This window comes from Arenibacter sp. ARW7G5Y1, from assembly GCF_003201775.1.
Taxonomy (GTDB): Bacteria; Bacteroidota; Bacteroidia; order Flavobacteriales; family Flavobacteriaceae; genus Arenibacter.
On sequence record NZ_QJJZ01000001.1, the window covers coordinates 720,961 to 743,371 of the forward strand.

At 40.6% G+C, this 22,411-nt stretch carries 12 protein-coding genes; 9 read left to right on the top strand and 3 right to left on the bottom strand.

Annotated elements, in window-relative coordinates:
- Positions 1–51 precede the first annotated feature (51 nt).
- Entirely contained in the window at positions 52–1,230 is a 1,179-nt protein-coding gene (locus C7972_RS02975) for a M20 family metallopeptidase (protein ID WP_220020850.1), read from the top strand.
- Positions 1,231–1,238: 8 nt separating this feature from the next.
- Here C7972_RS02975 and C7972_RS02980 read toward each other — a convergent pair whose 3' ends face one another.
- From C7972_RS02980 to C7972_RS02990, 3 genes are read right to left on the bottom strand one after another with little or no spacing between them, the layout of a single operon-like run.
- Entirely contained in the window at positions 1,239–2,483 is a 1,245-nt protein-coding gene (locus C7972_RS02980; RefSeq protein ID WP_110354692.1) for a sodium:proton antiporter, read from the bottom strand.
- A gap of 59 nt (positions 2,484–2,542) precedes the next feature.
- Positions 2,543–3,892 carry a PAS domain-containing sensor histidine kinase gene (locus C7972_RS02985; RefSeq protein ID WP_110354693.1) on the bottom strand — a complete coding sequence of 450 codons (1,350 nt, stop codon included), beginning with the start codon at positions 3,890–3,892 and terminating at the stop codon, positions 2,543–2,545.
- Positions 3,885–5,255, bottom strand: coding sequence for a sigma-54 dependent transcriptional regulator (locus C7972_RS02990; protein ID WP_110354694.1), 1,371 nt, complete (start codon positions 5,253–5,255; stop codon positions 3,885–3,887). The genes C7972_RS02985 and C7972_RS02990 overlap by 8 nt, the downstream gene beginning before the upstream one ends.
- A gap of 390 nt (positions 5,256–5,645) precedes the next feature.
- Here C7972_RS02990 and C7972_RS02995 point away from each other — a divergent pair, with 390 nt between their 5' ends.
- From C7972_RS02995 to C7972_RS03030, 8 genes are all read left to right on the top strand, one after another.
- Positions 5,646–6,992 (top strand): TolC family protein, encoded by a 1,347-nt coding sequence (locus tag C7972_RS02995; protein WP_110354695.1) that lies wholly within the window; start codon positions 5,646–5,648, stop codon positions 6,990–6,992.
- Between the two features lies 1 nt (position 6,993).
- Positions 6,994–8,244: an efflux RND transporter periplasmic adaptor subunit gene (locus C7972_RS03000; RefSeq protein WP_110354696.1), complete on the top strand. Its 1,251-nt coding sequence runs from the start codon at positions 6,994–6,996 to the stop codon at positions 8,242–8,244.
- Positions 8,245–8,322: 78 nt separating this feature from the next.
- Positions 8,323–9,018, top strand: coding sequence for an ABC transporter ATP-binding protein (locus C7972_RS03005; protein ID WP_110354697.1), 696 nt, complete (start codon positions 8,323–8,325; stop codon positions 9,016–9,018).
- 762 nt (positions 9,019–9,780) lie between these two features.
- Positions 9,781–12,213: an ABC transporter permease gene (locus C7972_RS03010; protein WP_110354698.1), complete on the top strand. Its 2,433-nt coding sequence runs from the start codon at positions 9,781–9,783 to the stop codon at positions 12,211–12,213.
- Between the two features lie 96 nt (positions 12,214–12,309).
- Positions 12,310–14,721, top strand: a complete 2,412-nt coding sequence (locus tag C7972_RS03015; RefSeq protein ID WP_110354699.1) for an ABC transporter permease — start codon at positions 12,310–12,312, stop codon at positions 14,719–14,721.
- A 103-nt stretch (positions 14,722–14,824) separates the two neighbouring features.
- Entirely contained in the window at positions 14,825–17,224 is a 2,400-nt protein-coding gene (locus C7972_RS03020) for an ABC transporter permease (protein ID WP_110354700.1), read from the top strand.
- Between the two features lie 153 nt (positions 17,225–17,377).
- Entirely contained in the window at positions 17,378–19,738 is a 2,361-nt protein-coding gene (locus C7972_RS03025; RefSeq protein WP_110354701.1) for an ABC transporter permease, read from the top strand.
- A gap of 122 nt (positions 19,739–19,860) precedes the next feature.
- Positions 19,861–22,344 carry an ABC transporter permease gene (locus tag C7972_RS03030; RefSeq protein WP_110354702.1) on the top strand — a complete coding sequence of 828 codons (2,484 nt, stop codon included), beginning with the start codon at positions 19,861–19,863 and terminating at the stop codon, positions 22,342–22,344.
- Positions 22,345–22,411 lie beyond the last annotated feature (67 nt).

Here is a 22,411-nt window from a genome sequence, read left to right on the forward strand (position 1 = left end):
GGTGCAAAGATTTTGATAGGAACATTTAGGTTTAATACAATTTGTATGAATATGAAAGATAAAATAAAAGAACTGGCACATATCTATAGCCCAGCGTTTGTAAGTGTAAGGAGGTATCTGCACCAGCACCCGGAACTGTCTTTTAATGAGTACGATACTTGTAAATACATACAGCAGCAACTTAAGGGAATAGGAATAGAACATATTCAATCTGTTGCAGAAACAGGTTTATTGGCTACTATTCATGGTTCCGATAATGGTAAAACCATCCTTTTAAGGGCAGATATGGATGCTCTGCCCATACATGAAGAAAATACGGTGGATTACGCTTCTCAAAACATTGGGGTAATGCATGCCTGTGGACATGATGTGCATATGACTTCCTTGTTGCTGACCGCTAAAATACTTTTTGAACTTAGGAATGAATTTTCTGGAACCGTAAAATTGTTATTTCAGCCGGGAGAGGAAATAATGCCAGGGGGTGCCACCTTGGTCATGAAAGAGGCTGCCTATACCTCCTTAGGCCCCATTCCCCATCTAGGACAGCATGTAATGCCAAATCTTCCTGTTGGTAAGGTAGGTTTCAGACCAGGACTTTTTATGGCCAGTATGAATGAGATTTATATTACTGTGATTGGCAAGGGAGGGCACGCTGCGGTTCCGGAAGAATGCATAGACCCCATTTTAATAGCTTCCCATATAATTGTAGCGGCCCAACAAGTGGTAAGTAGAATGGCATCGCCCAAAACCCCCAGTGTATTATCCTTTGGCCGTATTATTGGGGATGGAGCCAATAATGTAATACCGGACAAGGTAACCATTGAAGGTACTTTCAGAACCTACGATGAGGAATGGAGATCAGAGGCTATAGAAAAACTGACTAAGATGGTAAAATCCATAGCAGAGGGGATGGGCGCAGAATGCATAGTGGATATTCCTAAGGGTTATCCACATTTAAAAAATGATGTAGCCCTGACCAATTCCATGAAACAAGGTGCAATATTGTTCCTGGGAGAAGATAATGTGGTAGATTTGGATCTATGGATGGCTGCAGAGGATTTTGCTTATTATACCCAAAAGAACCAAGCCTGCTTTTATTTATTGGGAGTAGGGAATACACAAGAGGGCATTACTTCCGGATTGCATACACCTACCTTTAATATAGACGAATCGGCTTTGGAAATAGGAGGCGGATTAATGGCATGGTTGGCTTTGGAAGCTATGGCCTAGTGGTGGGATTATGGTTCCCCGGACAATTTCTTTACTAGTTTTCCAACGGTCAAGCCCTGCGCCAGAATAGAAAAAACTACCACTACATAGGTAACAACAAGGAAAAGGTCCCTGTGCATTTCAGCGGTCAGCCCCAATGCCAAGGCTATGGAAATGCCACCTCTTAGGCCGCCCCAGGTCATAATAAGGTTGGTGTTGGGGACAAAATCCAATTTTTTCTTAAAGAAATTAATGGGGAGTAAAAGAGATAGATACCTACATGTCAATACAATGGGAATAGCTATTAAACCTGCAATAAAATAATTAAGTTCAATCGTAAGGACCAAAATTTCCATTCCTATAAGAACAAATAGGACGGTGTTCAAAAGGATATCCAGCAATTCCCAAAATTTATCCACATAGATTTCTGTATTCTCGGACATGGCCGTGTTCCTTACTTTGTCATTGCCTACAATTAATCCGGCCGTAACCATGGCCAAGGGTGCAGAAAGATGAAGTTGATGTGCTATGACGGTACCGGTCATAACGGCCGCTAAGGTAATTATAACCTCTATGTCGTAATCATCTATAGACTTCATAAGTCTAAAGGTGACCCATCCAAGAAGAAGTCCTAAAAAAAGCCCCCCTATTACTTCTTGACCAAACAATTTAAATATGTCGCTCGCTCCCATTTCACTACTTCCAAAGGAAGCTATCTGAAAAATGGTCAAGAATACGACCACACCCACCCCATCGTTGAACAGGGATTCGCCAACAATTTTGGTTTCCAATTTTTTGGGTACTCCTGCTTTTTTTAAAATTCCCAGTACGGCAATAGGGTCTGTAGGGGATATAAGGGCTCCAAATAGTAGGCAGTAAATATAATCTATCTGTAGACCTGTAGTTTGCAAAATATAGTACATGGCTGTTCCTACTAGAAACGTAGAGACTACCACCCCAAGGGTAGCAAATGCAAATACGGGCCATCTTTGTACTTTAAGCTGTTCGAAATTAGTGTGCAATGCCCCTGCGAACAGAAGAAAGCTCAACATAACATCCATTAGGACAGTTCTAAAATCGATATGGGTTATGATGTATTTTTCTGCATTCAACAAAGTGTCATTAACGCCGCTTATAGCAAACACCGCGAGGGTAAATAAAATAGTGATCAACATTAGCCCAATGGAATTAGGAAGTTTTAGAAATCTAACATTGAGGTAGCCAAAGGCGGCGGAAAGAAATATAAGTACTGTGGCAATGGTAAAATAATCCATAGGAAGGTGGGTTTATTACAAAAATAGAGCTTGGGAATTATTTAATAGTAAGGTTGGGCCTAAAAAAACAATGTAAAAGTGGTATTCTTTTCAGGTATTGATTTCACTTTTAAATTGCCGCCGTGCATTCTTAATATTTGTTTTGAAAGGCTTAATCCTACCCCTGTTCCCGAATTCTTGGTTGTAAAAAAAGGTACAAAGATCTCGTTGATCAATTCATGCGGTATTCCTGGGCCATTGTCCTCCACTTCAATGTATTTCTCTCCTGCGGGGTCTATACCGGCGATTAATTTTATGGAACTGTTTTCTTGATTGGATAGGGATTGTAAGGCATTTTTACATAAATTGATCAATACTTGTGTAATTTGTTTTTCATCTATAAAAAGCTCCAGGGATGGAGTCGCTATTTGCAATTCAATGGAGGTGTTTGAAAATTCGGGATTTTGGCTTACCAGTAGTTTTACTTTTTCCAACAAGCTTTGAGCCAATACAATTTTTTTATCCGGTACAGGAACGTTCAAAAAGCTTCTGTAAGATTGTACAAAACTCATTAGGTTCGCCCCTTGATCCTTAATGACTTCCAACCCCTTTATGGTGTTGTTAAAGCGCTTTTGATATTCGGAGCCATCTTCAGGTGTACTATCTCCTTTTTGGTAATATTTTAAAATGGAATCGGAAATGGAGGTTATCGGTGTAATGGAGTTCATAATCTCATGGGTCAGGACCCTAATTAATTTGGTCCAGGATTCGGTTTCCTTTTCGTCCAATTCCTGATGGATGTCCTGGATAACTACCAATAATAACTCTTGTCCATCCAAATTGAAGGATGAGGATTTTATCGCCAAATCAATTTTTTCACGTTCATTGGTCAATTGAAACATGCGACGTTCAAAAGGCTTCAATTCACTAAAGATACGATAGAGATTTTCATCAATTTGGGATAGTTGTTTAATATGGTTAAGTGGCGTATAATTTAGCATATGCTCCAATCTGGGATTGGCAAAAAGGATATGTCCTTTGTTGTTGATCGCTAAAATGCCAATATCGGCTTGTTTTAAGATCTCTTGGTAAAATCGTTCTTGGGTCTGATTTTTTAAATGAATTTTTTGAATCATTTCATTTAGCATATTCAAGCTATGATTAAGCTCTTCAAGAGATTTAAGTGTCAATTTTTCGGGAAATCTAAGGGTGAAATCCTCATTCTTTATAGCATCGAAGAAATAGGCTATTTTTCTGTTGGTCTCATTTACATATTTTATTAAATAAAAGGCCTGAAGTACTAGTGCAATTAAGGTTAGAACACTAAAAACATAGTTTTCCCGGACCAATAGAAAGGCGAGCATTAAGGATGTGGCGGTAATAAAGACTACTCGGCCTATGGTTTGGAAATAGAAGTTTTTACTAACCATTGGTATCCTGTTTTTTAATTTTATTGTAGAGCGTTTGCCTGGATATCCCCAATTGTGCCGCCGCTGCACTATAGTTGCCGTCATGGCTTTGCAAGGCGTTTGCAATCATAATTTGTTCCATTTCCTCCAAGGTTTTAGGTCCTGTGGGCATTAGTTGGGATGGTTTCGCATTCAATATAAAATCGGTAGGTTTCAGAATATTTCCTTCACACAGAATTACCGCCCTTTCCAAAGTGTGCTGTAGTTCCCTCACATTTCCCGGCCATGAGTAATGCATCAACTTTTCTTCGGCAATATCGTTTATTCGGAGTCCATGTTTTGCATACTTGGCGCTATATTTTTTTAGATAAAAATCAGCGAGGATCAAAATGTCATCCCCCCTGTCCCGTAGTGCTGGAACTTGAATATGTATAGTGTTTATTCGATATAAAAGATCCTCTCTAAAGAGACCGTCGGTTACCATTTGTTCCAAATTGCCATTGGTGGCACAGACCAATCTAATATCTACAGGAATGGGCTTGTTGGAGCCCACCCGTACTATTACCTTATTCTGAATGGCCGAAAGTAATTTGGCCTGCATTTGTAGGGATAGGTTGCCTATCTCATCCAAAAACAAGGTACCTCCATTGGCAGCTTCAAATTTTCCGGTCCTATCGTCCTTGGCATCGGTAAACGATCCTTTAAGGTGGCCAAATAGCTCACTTTCAAATAAATTTTCAGATATAGACCCCATATCGACCGAGATGAAAACTTCATTTTGTCTAGGAGACATTCGGTGCAGTTGGCGGGCAATCAGTTCTTTGCCGGTACCATTTTCTCCTGTGATTAAAACATTTACATCGGTTTTGGCCACCTTATTGGTAAGGTTTAAAACGGCGGTGAGTGCCCTGGAATTACCAATAATATAATTTTTGTCCTGATTAATTACCTGCTTTAAATTACTTTCCTTTTGTTTTAATTTACTGATTTCTTTCTGGGATTTGCGAAGCATATAAGCCGCTTTTACCGTTGCCAGGAACTTATCGTTGTTCCAAGGTTTGAGAATAAAATCGGATGCTCCCTCTTTAAGCGCCTGTACCGCTAGTTCTACCGCCCCATAGGCGGTCATCATGATAACTGCGGTAAGAGGTGCCTTTTTCTTGATTTCCTTTAACCAAAATAACCCTTCATTTCCCGTATTTACTCCGGCAGAAAAATTCATATCCAAGAGGACTACGTCAATCGAGCTTAAGTCGGGAAAGGAAGACAATTGATTGGGATTGGTAATGCTGGTGATGTTGGTGTATTCAAATTGCAACAAGATTTCCAAGGCACTCAAAACACTTTTATTGTCGTCTATTACTAATATTTTTCCTTCGACCATAATTTTGATGATAAGGCAATTTTTCTTTTTGTTGATTGGCTTTTATATATTTCGCCTCTTTCTTTATAAGAAGTAGGGTAGATATTTGTATGTTGTTCGTACTGAAGTTTGGCATTGAATCTAGTTTACTTCTTATCCTTATACTATCACTTGGACAATTACTCCCTTTATCAAAACTACAATATCTAAGTTTAACTCCATTAAAAGTGTCCAAATATTGGACAATTGTTGTACAACTATTTTACAATAGAATTTATTATGTTTATTAAATATGAGTTAACTTACTGTAAATCAATAATATAATTATTTGGCATGGACTTGGAATAGGGTACTTTGACGATGTCTTGACATAGTGGTCGGATTGGTGATTTTTTTAACCCTGTTTGTATTATGAATTTTATTGAAGGAAAATTGCTTCTTTTGTTTTTGTTTATCAGTGTTGTCGTCACTGGCCAGGAGAACTGGACCTTGGAGAATTGCATCTCCTATGCCTTGGAGCACAATCTTACGTTGCTGGATTATCAATATCAGGAAGATTCTGGTAAAGAGAATTATAATCAGGCAATAAGGGATATGCTTCCTAGTGTTAATGGTTTTGCCGATTATAATATTCGATATGGTAGATCTACAGATCCGAATACCAATGATATTATTGATACCGAATTCTTTTCCAATGGTTATTCCTTGAGCGCTTCAATAGATCTTTTTCGAGGCTTCCAAAAGGTCCACACGATTAAGGCAAGAAAGCTTTTGTATAAGGCTGCGCAGGAAACATCACAACAGCAGCGATTTTTACTGGCTCTAAGGATTATGACGGCCTATCACGATATTCAGTTTTATGAGGGTCTCCTGGCAATTTCAAAGGAGCAATTGACCATCTCGGAAGACAATTTTAAACTGGCTAGTAAACAAATTGAAATAGGGTTGAAGGCCAAGGCCGATCTGTATGAGGCAGAATCCGTATTGTACACGGATCAACTAAATGTTACCCAGAATGAAAATTTGTTACAGGCAGCAAAGCTTAGTCTGATACAGGAAATGAATCTGAAAAATGCCCATACCTTACAAATAAACCCTATTGTTCCCAAGACACTGGTGGATAACAAACTGTCGACAGATAGTATTTATGGCTTGGCCAAGGATTTTGTTCCCCTTCTCAAGGCCCAAAAGTATAGAACCGAAGCGGTTAAAAAACAACTGAGTGTTGTCCGGGGAGGGCTCTACCCTTCACTGTCGTTTGCTACTGGTTACGGAACCGGTTTTTATGAAACTACGAGGGACACCTTGGGAGTTACAATTCCATTTAAAAATCAAATTGAGGACAATGCCTCAAGGTTTGTGGGTTTTTCGCTTAATGTTCCCATTTTTAATGCTTGGTCTACTCGTTCTGCCATAAAACAACAGAAAATTGCTTTGAAGAGGGAAGAAAATAATCTTGAAATACAGGAGCAGGAAATTTTTAAGGCCATACAACAACTTGTCCAGGAGAACAAGGCCTTAAACGTGGAACTTATTCAAAGCGAAAAACAAATTTTGGCGCAAGAACAGGCTTTTGGAGTGGCACAAAAAAAATATGAAAAGGGCTTGTTTACGATAATGGAACTCAATCTGGCAAAATCTATGTACGCAACGTCACAAAATAAAAATTTACAGGTAAAACTGCTACTTCAGATTAATCAAAATACACTGTCTTTTTACCAAGGCTTACCTATTTTTAACATTAATAGCACCAATTGAAATGGATATACAATTAGAAAAGAAGAAAGGATTAAGGCCAAAACACTACGGGTATATTGCCATTGGGGTTTTGCTGCTATTTATGGGTTGGAAAATGATAACAGCTAATACGGGCCATACTTTTAGAACAGAAAAGGATAAATTGTCCATAGCAGAGGTGGTACAGGGAAAATTTGATGATTATATCACCATCAACGGTACGGTGGCCCCCATTGCTACCATTTACATGGATGCTTACGAAGGGGGGCGTGTAACCGAAAAACTGATAGAGGAAGGGGCCATGGTACAAAAAGGGGATATTATCCTAAAACTGGAGAATATTGGTCTATATGAGCAAATATTGAACAGTGAAAGCAATTTGGCACTAAAGCAGAACGACCTAAGGTCTACCAAAATAACATTTGATTCCAGACAGGTGGAGGGTAAAAAATCTTTGGCCAACGCACAGTACGAGTTAACAAAATTGAAACGAAATTTTGAACAGAACCAGGTTTTATATGATGACGAATTGATTTCGAAGGAAGAGTATTTAATATCAAAGGAGAATTTTGAGCTATCCCAAAAGCAATATGATATAGTTAAACTACAGACCGAACATGACGATGAAATGAGAAGCACCTCCTTGGCGGGATTGGATACGGATCTGGAACGTATGCGCAAGACGCTTACTATGGTTTACGAACGTTTGGACCATTTGAATGTACGGGCACCGGCAGATGGGCAATTAGGGTTTTTGGATGCGGAAATAGGACAGAATATCGGTCAGGGTGAACGTATTGGTCAGGTTAATGTCCTTACGGATTATAAGATCGAGGCGGATATAGATGAACATTATATAGATCGTGTGAAACGCGATTTAAATGCAACTTTTGAGCGCAATGGAATAGAGCATTCCCTGCGGTTGAGAAAGGTATATCCTGAAGTTCGAAATGGCAAGTTCAAGATAGATTTGGTCTTTACAGGTGAAAAACCACAGAACATCCGAGCAGGACAAAGTTATAATATAAAGTTACAGTTGGGCGAATCCAGTGATGCACTCTTACTGCCCAAGGGAAGTTTTTTCCAAAGTACTGGCGGACAATGGATATTTGTAGTTAACCCAGATGGTAATGAGGCATTAAAGCGGAATATAAGAATAGGAAAACAAAACTCCAGATATTATGAAGTGTTGGAAGGATTGGAGAACGGTGAAAAAGTAATTACCTCCAACTATGATAGTTTTGGAGATGCCGATAATATAGTGTTGAAATAGAAACATAAAATATACATCCGAAACTGTCACAAATGGGATGGCAAGTACATCCTTTAATTAACGTGTAAACCTTTTAGTATGATACAAATACAGAATCTTAAAAAAAGCTTTAGGACCGAAGAAGTGGAGACCCTGGCATTGAACAATGTTAACCTCAAAGTTCAGGACGGCGAGTTCGTAGCCATAATGGGGCCCTCGGGTTGTGGCAAATCTACCCTGTTGAACATTATAGGTATGCTGGACAACCCTACCTCAGGAAGCTACCAATTTGCCGGACATGAAGTGGGGCATTTAAAGGAAAATCAGCGAACACAATTGCGAAAAGGAAATCTGGGCTTTGTCTTCCAGAGTTTTAATTTGATTGATGAACTTACCGTCTTTGAAAATGTTGAATTGCCATTGATCTATCTTAAAATGAACAAAAGTGAGCGCAAGCAAAAGGTAATGGCCGTATTGGAGCGAATGAAGATAGCACATCGTGAAAAGCATTTTCCACAACAACTTTCGGGAGGTCAACAACAGCGTGTGGCCATTTCACGGGCCGTTGTTACAAATCCAAAGTTGATTTTGGCGGATGAGCCTACGGGAAATCTGGACTCCAAAAACGGAATCGAGGTAATGAACCTCTTAACAGAGTTGAATCAGGAAGGTACTACCATAGTGATGGTAACCCACTCGGATAGGGATTCGCACTATGCGCATAGAGTGGTAAACCTATTTGATGGGCAGATTGCCACCGAAAGCCATAATAGGGCTATGGGAGCAATGCGTTAGGGAGACCTGCAAGGTGTAGTCCGCCTTTTGCGGACCTCCTTGTAGGTCTTGCCTGGGATTTGAAAGTGGAACCAATAAGGTTCGGGGATCCGCATGGTAATGAAAACCTATAGGGTTTTGGAGACCTTGCAGGTTCATGAAGGGAGGAGTGTTTGTAGTCCGCCTTTTGCGGACCTCCTTGTAGGTCTTGCCTGGGATTTGAAAGTGGAACCAATAAGGTTCGGGGATCCGCATGGTAATGAAAACCTATAGGGTTTTGGAGACCTTGCAGGTTCATGAAGGGAGGAGTGTTTGTAGTCCGCCTTTTGCGGACCTCCTTGTAGGTCTTGCCTGGGATTTGAAAGTGGAACCAATAAGGTTCGGGGATCCGCATGGTAATGAAAACCTATAGGGTTTTGGAGACCTTGCAGGTTCATGAAGGGAGGAGTGTTTGTAGTCCGCCTTTTGCGGACCTCCTTGTAGGTCTTGCCTAGGATTTGAAAGTGGAACCAATAAGGTTCGGGGATCCGCATGGTAATGAAAACCTACAGGGTTTTGGAGACCTTGCAGGTTCATGAAGGGAGGAGTGTTTGTAGTCCGCCTTTTGCGGACCTCCTTGTAGGTCTTGCCTAGGATTTGAAAGTGGAACCAATAAGGTTCGGGGATCCGCATGGTAATGAAAACCTACAGGGTTTTGGAGACCTTGCAGGTTAATAAGAGGTATAGAGTTTATTCATCAATGAAATAAGTGCTGAACTTATTTCTGCATCAAAAACAATCATCATGTTTCAAAATCACATTAAAATTGCTTGGAGAAGTCTTAAAAGGCAACCTTTTTTTACCTTCCTGAATACTTTCGGTCTAGCCATTGGTATGGCCGGTGGCTTGCTCATATCGTTATACATCTATGATGAGATGAATTTTGACACCATGTTTAAAGATGCCGACCGTATTTATAGAATAAATTCGGATATCAGATTTGGCGGCAAAATTATGAGGTCCGCTCAAGTGGGTGCTCCTATGGCGGCGGCTATCAAAAGCGATTTTCCGCAAATTGAGTTAGTGACAAGAATAAGGAACCGAGGGAGTCTGCTATTAAGAAAACAGGGAACTGAAGCCAATACCAAAGAATCCAATGCGGCTTTTGCGGATTCTACTTTCTTTAAAATGTTCGGCATCGACTTGCTTGTAGGTGATGTACAATCTGCTTTGACCGAACCAAATACCTTGGTGTTAACGAAAACAGCGGCCGAAAAGCACTTTGGTATGAACAATGCCTTGGGGCAACACCTTTTGCTGAATAACACTGACACCTATACCGTAACCGGAGTTGTCGCCGATTTCCCTAAAAACTCAATGCTTAGGGACCACGATGTTTTAATGGCCATGGCCGGGTTTGATGATGCAAACCAAATGTTATGGACCAGCCATAACTATTTCACCTTTATAAAATTGCTGCCGGGGGCCGATATTGCTGATTTTCAAGCTCCCTTGCAATCAATGTTGGAAACGTATATCTTACCGTATGTACAGAAGTTCTTTCCCGGTATTACTGCGGAATCCTTTGAGGCATCCGGAAATTATTTGAAGTATAGTACTATTCCTTTGACCGATATACATTTGTATTCCAACAGAGAGATAGAGCTAAGTGCCAATAGCAGTATTCAAAATGTCTATATTCTCTCCTTTATTGGCTTGTTCTTAATCCTCTTGGCCAGTGTAAATTTCATGAATTTGTCAACGGCCCATTCCTTAAAAAGGGCCAAGGAGGTAGGTATTCGAAAAACCTTGGGTTCCAACAAGCTGGATCTAGTACGGCAATTCTTAATTGAAGCAGGGCTGATTTCATTTATTTCATTGCTACTGGCCATTGGTATTGCCATAGTTGCCCTTCCTTTTTTCAATGACCTTTCCGGAAAGTCCATTTTAATACCGTTCATTAATCCTGTTTTCTGGATAATCGTATTGGCCGCCGTAACTTTTCTAGGTCTTTTTTCAGGAAGTTACCCTGCATTTTTTATGTCCAGGTTTGTGACTGCCAAAGTACTTAAAGGTGGGGGAGGGAATAGCATTGGTGGAGGAAAGATCCGAAATTCCCTGGTCGTTTTTCAATTTGCCATTTCCGTTTTATTGATAATAAGTACCCTAGTGGTCTTTCAGCAATTAAAGTACATACAAAGCAAGGATCTTGGTTTTGTCAAGGATCGGGTCTTGCTTATCGATGATGTGTATACCGCGGGAAATCGGGTGCAATCTTTTAAGGAGGAAGTGATGCAATTGGGCCAAGTGGCAAGTACAACATTGACCGGTTATATGCCTACCCCTTCTTTCCGCAATGATAATTCCTTTTTTAAGGAAGGTTCAACAGAACAGGAAAATGCCCTTCAAATGCAGAATTGGGTGGTAGACCATGATTATTTAAAGACCCTGGACATGCAGCTTATTGCAGGAAGGAATTTTGATAAACGCTTCCCCACTGATTCCACCGCAACTATACTTAATGAGTCAGCAGTTGCAAAATTGGGGGTAACGCCCGATGAAGTATTGGGAACACAGATTTCTGGGAATCTCGGTTTAGAAAGCCAGGTTTTTTATACCGTGATCGGGGTGGTCAAAAATTTTCATTATGCGTCTCTAAGGGAAGATATCGGGGCTTTGGGCTTATTTCTCGGAAATTCCACGGGTTCTATGGCCATTAGGCTAAAAGCCGGTGATTTTTCAAATGTGATAGCCAATATAGAAAATATCTGGAACAAAGTGGCACCTGGCCAATTGTTCAGCTATCGTTTTATGGAAGATTCTTTCAATACGACCTACCAAGCAGAGCAAAAGTTGGGGCACATTTTTGTGGTATTTACGGTACTATCCATTTTGATTGCCTGTCTTGGCCTTTTTGGCCTAGCGGCCTTTAATGCCGAAAAACGGACCAAGGAGATTGGAATTAGAAAAGTGCTAGGGGCAAGCGTGGGCCAAATATCCACAAAACTTACTTTGGATTTCTTAAAACTTGTGGGAATAGCAATTTTAATTTCTATCCCCATAGGTTGGTATGCCATGGGTAAATGGTTGGAAGATTTCTCCTATCGAATAGATATTTCTTGGTGGATATTTGCTCTGGCTGCTTTTATGGCCGTTTTGATATCAGTGCTTACAGTAAGTTACCAAAGTATTAAGGCGGCCATGGTGAATCCTGTTAAAAGTTTACGTACGGAGTGAACAGTTGGCAGTGAACAATTAACAATGAATTGGGAGCAGTACACAGTTAGGAATTAAAACGCATATCATCAATCAAATCAAATCAAAACGAGAATCATGTTTAAGAATTATTTTAAAATCGCTTGGCGGAATATTAGGAGAAATAAATTGCATTCCGCCATCCATATTTTTGGTTTGGCCATCGCTTTTTCCATCTGTATCCTTTTATTTTTGACGGCCTATTTTCATCTGAGTTTCGATTCTTTCCACAAGGATAAGCCCCAGCTGTTTAGAACTTTCCGCCATATAAACAGTGCACAGGGTCCTGAAATGAGTTCCCAAATGCCATTGCCGGCCGCTGCTGCTTTAAGGACCGATATTCCGGAAGTGGAGACTGCTATAGTGGTGAATATGGGGATGCCTGAAAATTTATCATACGAGGAAAAAAATTTGGAACGGGTGGTTGTTAGGACCGATCCGGATTTTTTTGAAGTGTTCAATTTCCCGGTACTTATCGGTAATGGCAGCACGGCACTTTCCGGTTTGCAGGATATAGCCTTAAGTGAAACTACGGCCAAGGCCATTTTTGGGAATTCGGATCCCATTGGGAAGGAGCTAAAAATAGGCAGAGGCGAAGACGTTGAATATTACACCGTAACCGCAGTGGTCAAAGATTGCCCAAAGAATTCAAGTATTCGATTTGACGCAGTCGCCCGGACCGAATCGCTTCCCAATTATGCACAACTTCAAAATGATTGGGGCTCCAATGGATCCAGTGTTTTTATTAAAATCTCCAAAAATAGCGAGCCACAAAAGGTTGCTATGAAACTGGAACCTTTTGTGGAAAAATACTATCCCGATCAGTTGGCACAACTTAGGGCCGATAGGCCGGATGTAAAGGAATCCTCCGAATTGTTGAGTTTAGACCTCACCAATATTAATGATGTTCATTTTTCCGGGGAAAGGAGTGCCCCCAAGGTATTGGTATATGCCCTCATGTCCTTGGGGGCCTTTATTCTATTGATTGCCTGTTTTAATTTTATAAACCTTAACATGGCCAACTCTTTTAAAAGAAGTCGCGAACTGGGGGTAAGGAAGACACTTGGGGCCTATAAGGGGCAACTTTTTATGCAGTTATGGGGCGAGGCCTTTTTGCTTTACTTTTTTGGTTTTATGTTGGGACTGGGCCTAGCTTCCCAATTGATACCCGCCTTTAATGCACAATTTGGAGGCGGTATGGAAATTTCGGCCCTATTCCAACCCTCTTTTTTGGCCATTATCTTTGGGGTCTTTTTATTGGTAACCCTGATTGCTGGGGGATACCCAGCCTTAAAGATGGCCAACTTTAGTTTGGTTGGCGTTTTAAAGGGTAAGGTCTCCACCAAGAGGCCGGGAGCCCTTCGCAATAGCCTTTTAGTGAGTCAGTTTGCCATTTCCAGCCTGCTGATCTGCATAAGTTGGATAGCAGGACAACAATTGGATTTTTTACGGGAAGTACCTATAGGTTTTGAAAAGGAGCAGGTTATAAGTATTCCTGTAGGTTACCAGCAAGACGGTAGAAAAATATTGGCGCGTATGCGGAACCAACTTGTAAATGATCCCAATATTGTTTCCATTACTGGGACAGGTGGTAACTTGGGAAGGGGCTTGGATAGGGTTACCGTTAGGTCTGTTGTAGGGTTCGATTATAAACAGAACCAGGTTTCGGCCGATTGGCTCTTGGCGGATTATGACTTTTTAAGGACTTTGCAAATTCCTATTCTTAAGGGAAGGGATTTTGATCCTGCCTATGCCACGGATACAATAAATGCGTTCGTGGTTACTGAGAGTTTTGTAAAGGCCATGGGAGAACCTGATCCCATTGGCAAATATTTTGGAGGGGAAGAAGCAGGATTGGGAAATAGGATCATAGGTGTAATACCGGATTTTAATGCCTATTCCCCGTCCGAAAAAGCTTATCCAATTGCCATTCATCTATCGGCATCGGAACGTATAAATTACATTTTCCTAAAGGTTAAATCGGATAATCCACAGATGGTGATGGAACATATCGCTGCAGTTTGGGAAAAGCTTACGGATAATGCCCTCTTCAAAGCTTCCTTTTTAGATGAGAATCTTCAGGCCTGGTACGAGGGCGAAATAATTATGACTACAGTCTTTGGTATTGCATCGGCCATAGCCATATTCCTTTCCTGTTTGGGCCTTTTTGCCATTTCATTAATGGTGATTGAATTGAGGACCAAGGAGATAGGAATTCGGAAAGTTATGGGAGCATCGGTAAATAGTATTGTTGGTATGATATCAATTCACTTTTTAAAATTGGTATTGCTCAGTCTATTGATTGCAGTCCCCTTGGCCTGGTATGCCATGGAGATTTGGATCGAGAATTATGAAAATCGTATATCCATAGATCCGCTCACATTTTTAGGGGTGGGCACTGTGGTAATAGTGGTGGCATTGTTTACCGTTAGTTTTCATACCATAAAGGCAGCCATTGTTAACCCTGTAGACAGTTTAAGAACGGAGTGAAAAAGTAAGTAGTAAACAATAAGCAATTAACAATGAATTGGGAGAGGTAGATAGTTAGGAATTAAAACGCATATCATCAATCAAATCAAAAAACGAAGAAACCATGATTAAGAACTTTTTCAAAATCGCTTGGCGGAATCTTTGGAACAATAAGGGATATACTGCCATTAATGTAGGCGGATTGGCGTTGGGTATGGCCGTAACGCTCATCATAGGTCTTTGGATCAATGATGAATTATCCAACAATAGTTATTTTTCCAAAAAGGATAAGTTGGCACAGGTATTTCAGTCGCAAACTTTCAATGGAACCACAGGTACGGGGCCAGCTATACCCAGACCTTTGGAAAGGGCTTTAAGAGACGGTTATGCAGATAACTTCGAACATCTGGTTATGTCTTCCTGGAACATAACAAGATATTTAAAGTACAAGGACAAGAGCCTTTCCAAAACCGGGAATTTTATGCAGCCTGAAGCTCCTGAAATGTTGGACTTAAAAATTTTAAAAGGGGAAAAAGATGGCTTACGGGAGTTAAATTCCGTAATGCTGTCCGAATCGGTCGCCTATGCACTTTTTGGGGATGAGGAACCTATTGGTAAGACCGTACAGGTCAATAACCAATATGATGTAATGGTGAGTGCGGTATATGAAGATATTCCTTTTAACAATTCTTTTCATGACACCGAGTTTTTAATGCCTTGGGACAAAATAATCGCAACCCAAGAATGGATGAAAAATGCCGTGGACAATTGGGGGAACAACTCCTTTCAAATGTTCGTTCAGATTGCCGATAACACCACCATGGAAAAAGTTACCGAGGCTATTTTAAATGTGAAAAAGGATCTGAATGAAGATACGGCGGAATTCAATCCACAAATATTTCTCTTCCCCATGAAGGATTGGTACCTACGTGGCAATTTTGAAAACGGAAAGCAGTCCGGGGGCAGAATAACATATGTATGGCTCTTTGGAATAATAGGGGTGTTCGTATTGCTTTTGGCCTGTATAAATTTCATGAACTTGAGTACGGCCAGATCTGAAAAAAGAGCTAAAGAAGTAGGAATCCGAAAATCCATCGGCTCGCAGAGAAATCAGTTGATCAATCAATTTTTATGTGAATCTTTTTTAGTGGTATTGTTTGCCTTTTTTATGGCTGTGGTAATAGTGATTATGTCCTTAAACGGATTTAATGATCTTTCCAAAAAGGAAATTTCCTTTCCATGGACCAATGGAATTTTTTGGATCAGCTCTTTAGCATTTATTTTATTTACGGCCTTGATAGCAGGTAGTTATCCTGCATTGTATTTATCCTCTTTTAAACCTGTGGATGTTTTAAAGGGGACGTTTAAATCTGGCAGGTATGCAGGGTTGCCCAGGAAAATCCTGGTGGTTCTACAATTTACGGTTTCGGTGGCTTTCATTATAGGTACCGTAATCGTTATGCAACAGATCAACCATGCAAAAAACCGCCCTGTTGGTTATAATAAGGAAGGACTTATTCAAATACCAACATTCAGTCAAGATTTTGAGGGTAAGTACGATTTAATGAGAAGTGAATTTTTAAATTCTGGTGCGGTAATTGAAATGTCGGCGTCCAGCAGTCCCACTACCGAGATTTGGTCCAACCGCAGTGGATTTGAGTGGGAAGGCAAGCCCGAAGGTTTTCAGGAAGATTTGGCATGGACTGAAGTGACCCCGGAATACGCCAAGTCTTTGGGTATGAAAATTATTGAAGGCCGTGATTTTTCAAGGGAGTTCGCAACCGATTCCAACGCTGTGTTGATCAACCAGACCGCAGTAAAATATATGGGAATCAAGGATCCCGTTGGCAAGTTTTTAAAAGAGGATGACGAGGAGGATCCAGGTCCACCTTTGAAAATTATTGGGGTAGTTGAAGATATGATAACACAATCCCCCTATAAGCCCGTTAAGCAAGGACTTTATGTTTTTGACAAACATGGTAATTCCAGTTATTATAATTTACGTCTAAATCCCGACCGAAGTGCGAGTCAGAATATAGCCATTATAGAAAGGGTCTTTACAGAACATTTTCCGGATCTTCCTTTTGAGTATGATTTCGTGGATAGCCAATACGGCAGAAAATTTGCTTCGGAGGAGCGTATTGGAACACTTTCCGGAATTTTCACTGCTTTGGCAATTTTGATCAGCTGTCTTGGTTTATTTGGGCTAACCTCTTTTGTGGCCGAGCAGCGCACCAAGGAAATTGGGGTACGAAAAGTGTTGGGAGCAACCGTGTTCAATGTTTGGACTATGCTTTCAAAGGATTTTCTAAAACTGGTCACTATCTCTTGTTTTATTGCGGTGCCCATTGCCTACTATGTGATGAACGGATGGTTACAGGATTATCCCTACCACATGCTTCTTGAATGGTGGATTTTTGCCTTGGCCGTTTTCGGTGCCATGGCAGTAACGGTTATTACGGTAAGTTTTCAAGCTATCAAGGCAGCAAATTCGAATCCGGTAAAGAGTTTGCGAACAGAGTGAAGAAGTGAACAGTGGTCAGTTGGCAGTAAACAATTAACATTATCGTTGAACATAGAATAACTATCAATGTGCAATAAATACGAAAGACAATAAAATTTAATCAAATATCAACCCAGTTTCACACCTAAGCGGGGAGGATTAAAAACGAGATTCATGTTAAAAAACCATATTAAAATTGCATTTCGAAGTTTAGCAAAAAGAAAGGCCTTTGCACTGATCAATATTGTGGGACTTTCCTTAGGGCTATGGTGTACTTTATTGATCGCCCTATGGATTTCCGACGAGTTGGATAAAGACGCATTTCACATAAAGGGTAACCAAATTAGTCAGGTAATGACCAATGTTGGCTCCGATGATGGATCTGTCAGCACATGGGACGGTACCGGATATCCGGTCGCAGAGGCTTTGATGTCCCAACTACCCGAGATAGAGACTGCTGTACGTAGAACAGGGCCAAGAGGGGGACTCTTAAAAATTGGGGAGAAGTCAATTGAAGCACAACTAATTGGAACCGATATCGGATTTTTCGAACTATTTAGTTATCCCTTGAAAGTAGGGGAACCCAAAACCTGCTTAAAAGACCTAAAAAGTATCGTTCTATCTGAAGAAATGGCCGCTATATATTTTCCAGATGGGGCAGCTTTGGGAAAAACCGTGAATCTTATGCTTTCCGAAATTTCCGAGCCCTATCTGGTTACAGGGATATTCAAGAAAATTCCGCGGCAATCCACTTTAAAATTCGATGCAGTTGTGCCGGTGGACAATTTCTTGCCGATGAACAATAAAAGTTGGGGCAATACATGGGTGAAGACTTATGTACTGCATGGAGAAGGGGCGGACCTTGATCTCCTGGGGAAAAAGTTGCAACATCTTCCCGAAGAAATGGGAGACGATAAATGGCGAACACTCTCATTACAACCCCTTAATGACCGATACCTTTATTCGAAATTTGAAAATGGTCAACCCATTGGTGGTCCAATTGATGATATAATCCTCTTTGCCATCATTGCCATTTTCACTTTACTCATTGCCTGTTTTAATTTTATAAACCTCACTACGGCCTTGGCCGTTAAGCGTTCTAAGGAGGTAGGGGTCAAAAAAGTCCTTGGCGCAGGGAGGGGCTCATTACTAGTACAATTTTTCACGGAATCGGCAGTTCAAGTGGGCATCTCCGTTGTGTTCGCAGTTTTGTTGGCGGCAGTTTCCATGCCTATGTTCAATGCAATTACTGAAAAGGAATTGATAATCGACTTTTCGGACGGTCGAATCTATGGCATTTTAGTGCTTATTTCATTGGCCACAATATTGTTTTCAGGGCTCTATCCTGCTTTTTCACTATCTTCTGTCAACGGGATAAATGCCCTGAACGAAAAACTAAAGGGTAATAAAGGCGAAAATTTTTTAAGGAAAGGCCTGGTCGTATTTCAGTTCTTTCTCTGCATGCTTATGATTACGGGAACCATGGTGGTCTACCTGCAGCTTCAATTTATAAAGGATAGAAATCTAGGCTTGGATAAGGAGAACATTGTTTATATGCCGATGAACCATGAAACGTATTTAAAATCAAAGACATTTAAGGCCGAGTTGGCAAATTTTTCGGGAATTAAAGAACTGAGTTCTGCTAGTAGTAATTTTATTGATTCTTGGGGTACCACCTCCGATCCGGTTTGGGAAGGACAGAGTCCTGATGATGGGCAACAATGGTTTACCATCCTTACAACCGATTTTGGCCTTATGGAAATGCTGAACATTCCTATTAAGGAGGGCCGGAGTTTTTCTCCTGAATATGCCACTGATACTTTGAATTATTTGGTCAATGAGGAAGCGGTAAAAGCCATGGGGATGAAAGATGCAATTGGGAAATCATTAAGTTTTTGGGGTGATGAAGGCGGGAAAATTGTTGGGGTGGTCAAGAACTTTCACTTTACCTCCCTGCATAACCCTATACAACCAATGATTATTCGTTGTAGGCCCGCAGAACCTGACCTTGTGTATATAAAAACCATGCCCGGGAGAACCAAGGAGGCCATCGCCCATATGGAAAAAGTACACGCCCAATTTAGTAGCTTACCATTTGCCTATCATTTCTTGGATGAAACTATTGGGAATGGATACAAGCAAGAGCAAAAAACACAGCAATTAGTAGGTGCCTTTACAGCCTTGGCCATCTTTATTTCCTGTATAGGTCTATTTGGACTGGTAGCTTTCATGGCCAATCAGCGGGTCAAGGAAATTGCCGTAAGAAAAGTATTGGGAGCAAGTGTTTTTGGGCTGTTTAACCTGCTTTCAAAAGATTTTGTAAAGCTTGTAGGTATAGCCCTTTTAATTGCTGTTCCCGTTGCCTGGTATTATATGAATGAATGGATACAAGGCTTTGCCTATCATATGGCCATTAATTGGTGGCTGTTTGCTTTGGGGGGAATAATGCTATTGGGAGTAGCGCTAATAACAGTAAGTTATGAGACTATCAGGGCCGTTAGAACAGATCCTGCCAAAAGTTTAAGAACGGAGTGATTAAGTAAACAGTAAGCAGTTGCCAGTGAGCAGTGAACAATGGGCAATTAACAATGAATTGGGAGCGGTGTATGGTTAGGAGTTAAATCGCATATCATCAATTAAAACAAAACACGGGAATCATGTTAAAAAATCATTTGAAAATTGCCTTACGATTTTTTTTAAGGAACAAATTGTTTACTGGTATCAATGTCTTAGGCCTTTCCATAGGAATAACGGCATTTATCTTGTTGATACAATATATTGCCTTCGAAAAAAGCTACGATAACTTTATTCCAGATGTGGATAACCTCTACAGGGTTACCCTGACCACCAATTTGGGTGATAATGGTTTTGTTACTTCCGCAACAAATCATCCTATGACAGGCCCGGCAATGTTATCGGATTTTCCGGAGGTTGAAAGTTACACCAGGATTGCTGACAAGCCAATGGCATTTTCTGGCACTATGAATATTTCTTATACCAATACCTTGGGTGACGAAATAAAATCTGATGCCAATGATGATCATATCTATTTTGCGGATAATGCCATTATAGATCTTTTCGATTTACAATTTGTTCAAGGCGATGCGGCAACGGCACTAAAGGAACCTACCTCCGTAATTCTAAGTGTGAAAATAGCACATCGCTTTTTCGGCAACGAGGACCCTATAGAAAAGTTGATAGAGGTAAATGATAATTTCAAATTAAAGGTAACAGGTGTTTTTAAAGAACGTCCGGACAATACACACTTACCTATGGGAATGATTGTTTCCTATAACATCTTTGGCCCAAATGGCGATCATGCCAACAGTTGGGTATGGCCAGAATTTTACAATTATATTAAACTTAAACCTGGGACCAGTCAGAATACCGTAGAAGCTAAGTTTCCTGCATTTGTAAAAAAATATTTGGGGGATATCATGATCGAGCATGGGTTTGAAGCAAGAATGGCACTGCAACCCGTTAAGGATATTCATTTAAAATCGCATTTATTAAAAGAGATTTCACCCAATAACAGTGAAGGTACTTTGTACTTTTTATTGGTTGTGGCCGGTTTTATCATTGCCATCGCCATGATTAATTTTATTAACCTTTCTACCGCCAAATCTATGGAGCGCGCCAAAGAAGTAGGAATTAAAAAAGTAGTTGGTGCACCCAGGTCGGTACTCGTACATCAATTTTTATTCGAGTCGCTCCTCATTAATTTCTTTGCCGTTATTATTGCCTTTGTACTGATCAATTTGTTAATTCCTTCCTTTAATTCCTTAGTAGGTATAGAGGTTTTAAACTTTGGAATGTGGGGTAAATGGCAAGTGTGGTTGGCCTTGCTGGGCATATTTCTAATAGGGGGAGTTTTAGCAGGCCTTTACCCCGCTTTCGTATTGTCGGGTTTTGTACCTATTGAAGTTCTTCGGGGAAAGTTTCATAAAACCACCAAAGGGAATACGCTACAAAAGACTTTGGTAGTTTCCCAATTTGCCATTTCAATTGCTTTAATTGCGGGAACCTACATTGTTTATAACCAATTCTCATACATGCAGAACCAGGACCTTGGCTTCATTGCTGAACAAAATCTTGTCTTTGCAGCACCTACGTATGCCGATACCACCACGCAACGGAAAGTAGAATCTTTTAAACGGGAACTGATCCAAAACCCAAGGATAAACAGTGTTGCCTTGTCCGATGAAATACCCGGTAAACCAATTGTTCAGGGGAATACCATACGGCAGGTTCATAAACCAAGAGAGTTGGGGGTCAGTGCCAATTTCGCAATCATAGATCAAGATTTTATAAAAACCTATGACATTGACCTCTTGGCAGGAAGGGATTTTGTTAAGGAAGATGCCAGCTCATTGTATACAAGGGAGGGCCCGGTTCCATCCGGACATCGGGTCCTAATCAATCGTTCTGCAGCAAAAATATTGGGTTTTTCAGACCCTGGAGCGGCTATTAACAAAAAGATGATATTCAAGTTTGGTCCTATCGATCGAACAACCGAAATTATCGGGGTGGTAGAGGACCATCATCAACAATCCCTACAAAAAGGGTACGACCCTATAGTCTTCATGCATATCGAGGGCTATACTGCCTCGTTTATGACCGTAAATATTGTAGCGGGTAATATTTCTGAAACAACGGCCCAAATAGAGGCCAAGTTCAAAGAGTTTTTCCCGAACGATTTGTACAACTCCTTTTTTATGGATGATTACTTTAATCGGCAGTATCAGGCCGAATCTAAATTTGGAATTATTTGTTTGGTGTTTTCCCTATTGGCCATATTTATAGCGGCCTTGGGACTGTTTGGCCTGGGATCGCACATGGCCATGCAAAAGACCCAGGAGATAAGTGTACGAAAAGTTATGGGTGCCACTGTGGCACAAGCCTTGGCCATAATTCCAATAAAACTACTGAGCCTGGTCCTACTATCAGGGGCAATAGCCTTACCCATCATCTATTTTGTCACTAAAAAATGGCTGGAAAAATATGCCTTTAAAATCGATTTGAGTATTTGGATGTTCGCAATACCCCTATTGGTAGTTCTTGTGGTCGCGGCATTGTCCATCCTCTCACAATCATTTAAAACGGCCATGGTTAACCCAGCGGAATCATTGAGAAACGAATAAAGTGAATACTATTTCCCACAAAGGGTGGCGCATACATAGGAAAACAACGTGAAAAGATAAATTAAAA

Coding starts and splice junctions, on each gene's coding strand:
- C7972_RS03015 (WP_110354699.1), top strand. CDS start 12,310: ATGTTTAAGAATTATTTTAAAATCGCTTGGCGGAATATTAGGAGAAAT.
- C7972_RS03025 (WP_110354701.1), top strand. CDS start 17,378: ATGTTAAAAAACCATATTAAAATTGCATTTCGAAGTTTAGCAAAAAGA.
- C7972_RS03020 (WP_110354700.1), top strand. CDS start 14,825: ATGATTAAGAACTTTTTCAAAATCGCTTGGCGGAATCTTTGGAACAAT.
- C7972_RS03030 (WP_110354702.1), top strand. CDS start 19,861: ATGTTAAAAAATCATTTGAAAATTGCCTTACGATTTTTTTTAAGGAAC.
- C7972_RS03010 (WP_110354698.1), top strand. CDS start 9,781: ATGTTTCAAAATCACATTAAAATTGCTTGGAGAAGTCTTAAAAGGCAA.
- C7972_RS03000 (WP_110354696.1), top strand. CDS start 6,994: ATGGATATACAATTAGAAAAGAAGAAAGGATTAAGGCCAAAACACTAC.
- C7972_RS03005 (WP_110354697.1), top strand. CDS start 8,323: ATGATACAAATACAGAATCTTAAAAAAAGCTTTAGGACCGAAGAAGTG.
- C7972_RS02980 (WP_110354692.1), bottom strand. CDS start 2,483: ATGGATTATTTTACCATTGCCACAGTACTTATATTTCTTTCCGCCGCC.
- C7972_RS02985 (WP_110354693.1), bottom strand. CDS start 3,892: ATGGTTAGTAAAAACTTCTATTTCCAAACCATAGGCCGAGTAGTCTTT.
- C7972_RS02995 (WP_110354695.1), top strand. CDS start 5,646: ATGAATTTTATTGAAGGAAAATTGCTTCTTTTGTTTTTGTTTATCAGT.
- C7972_RS02990 (WP_110354694.1), bottom strand. CDS start 5,255: ATGGTCGAAGGAAAAATATTAGTAATAGACGACAATAAAAGTGTTTTG.
- C7972_RS02975 (WP_220020850.1), top strand. CDS start 52: ATGAAAGATAAAATAAAAGAACTGGCACATATCTATAGCCCAGCGTTT.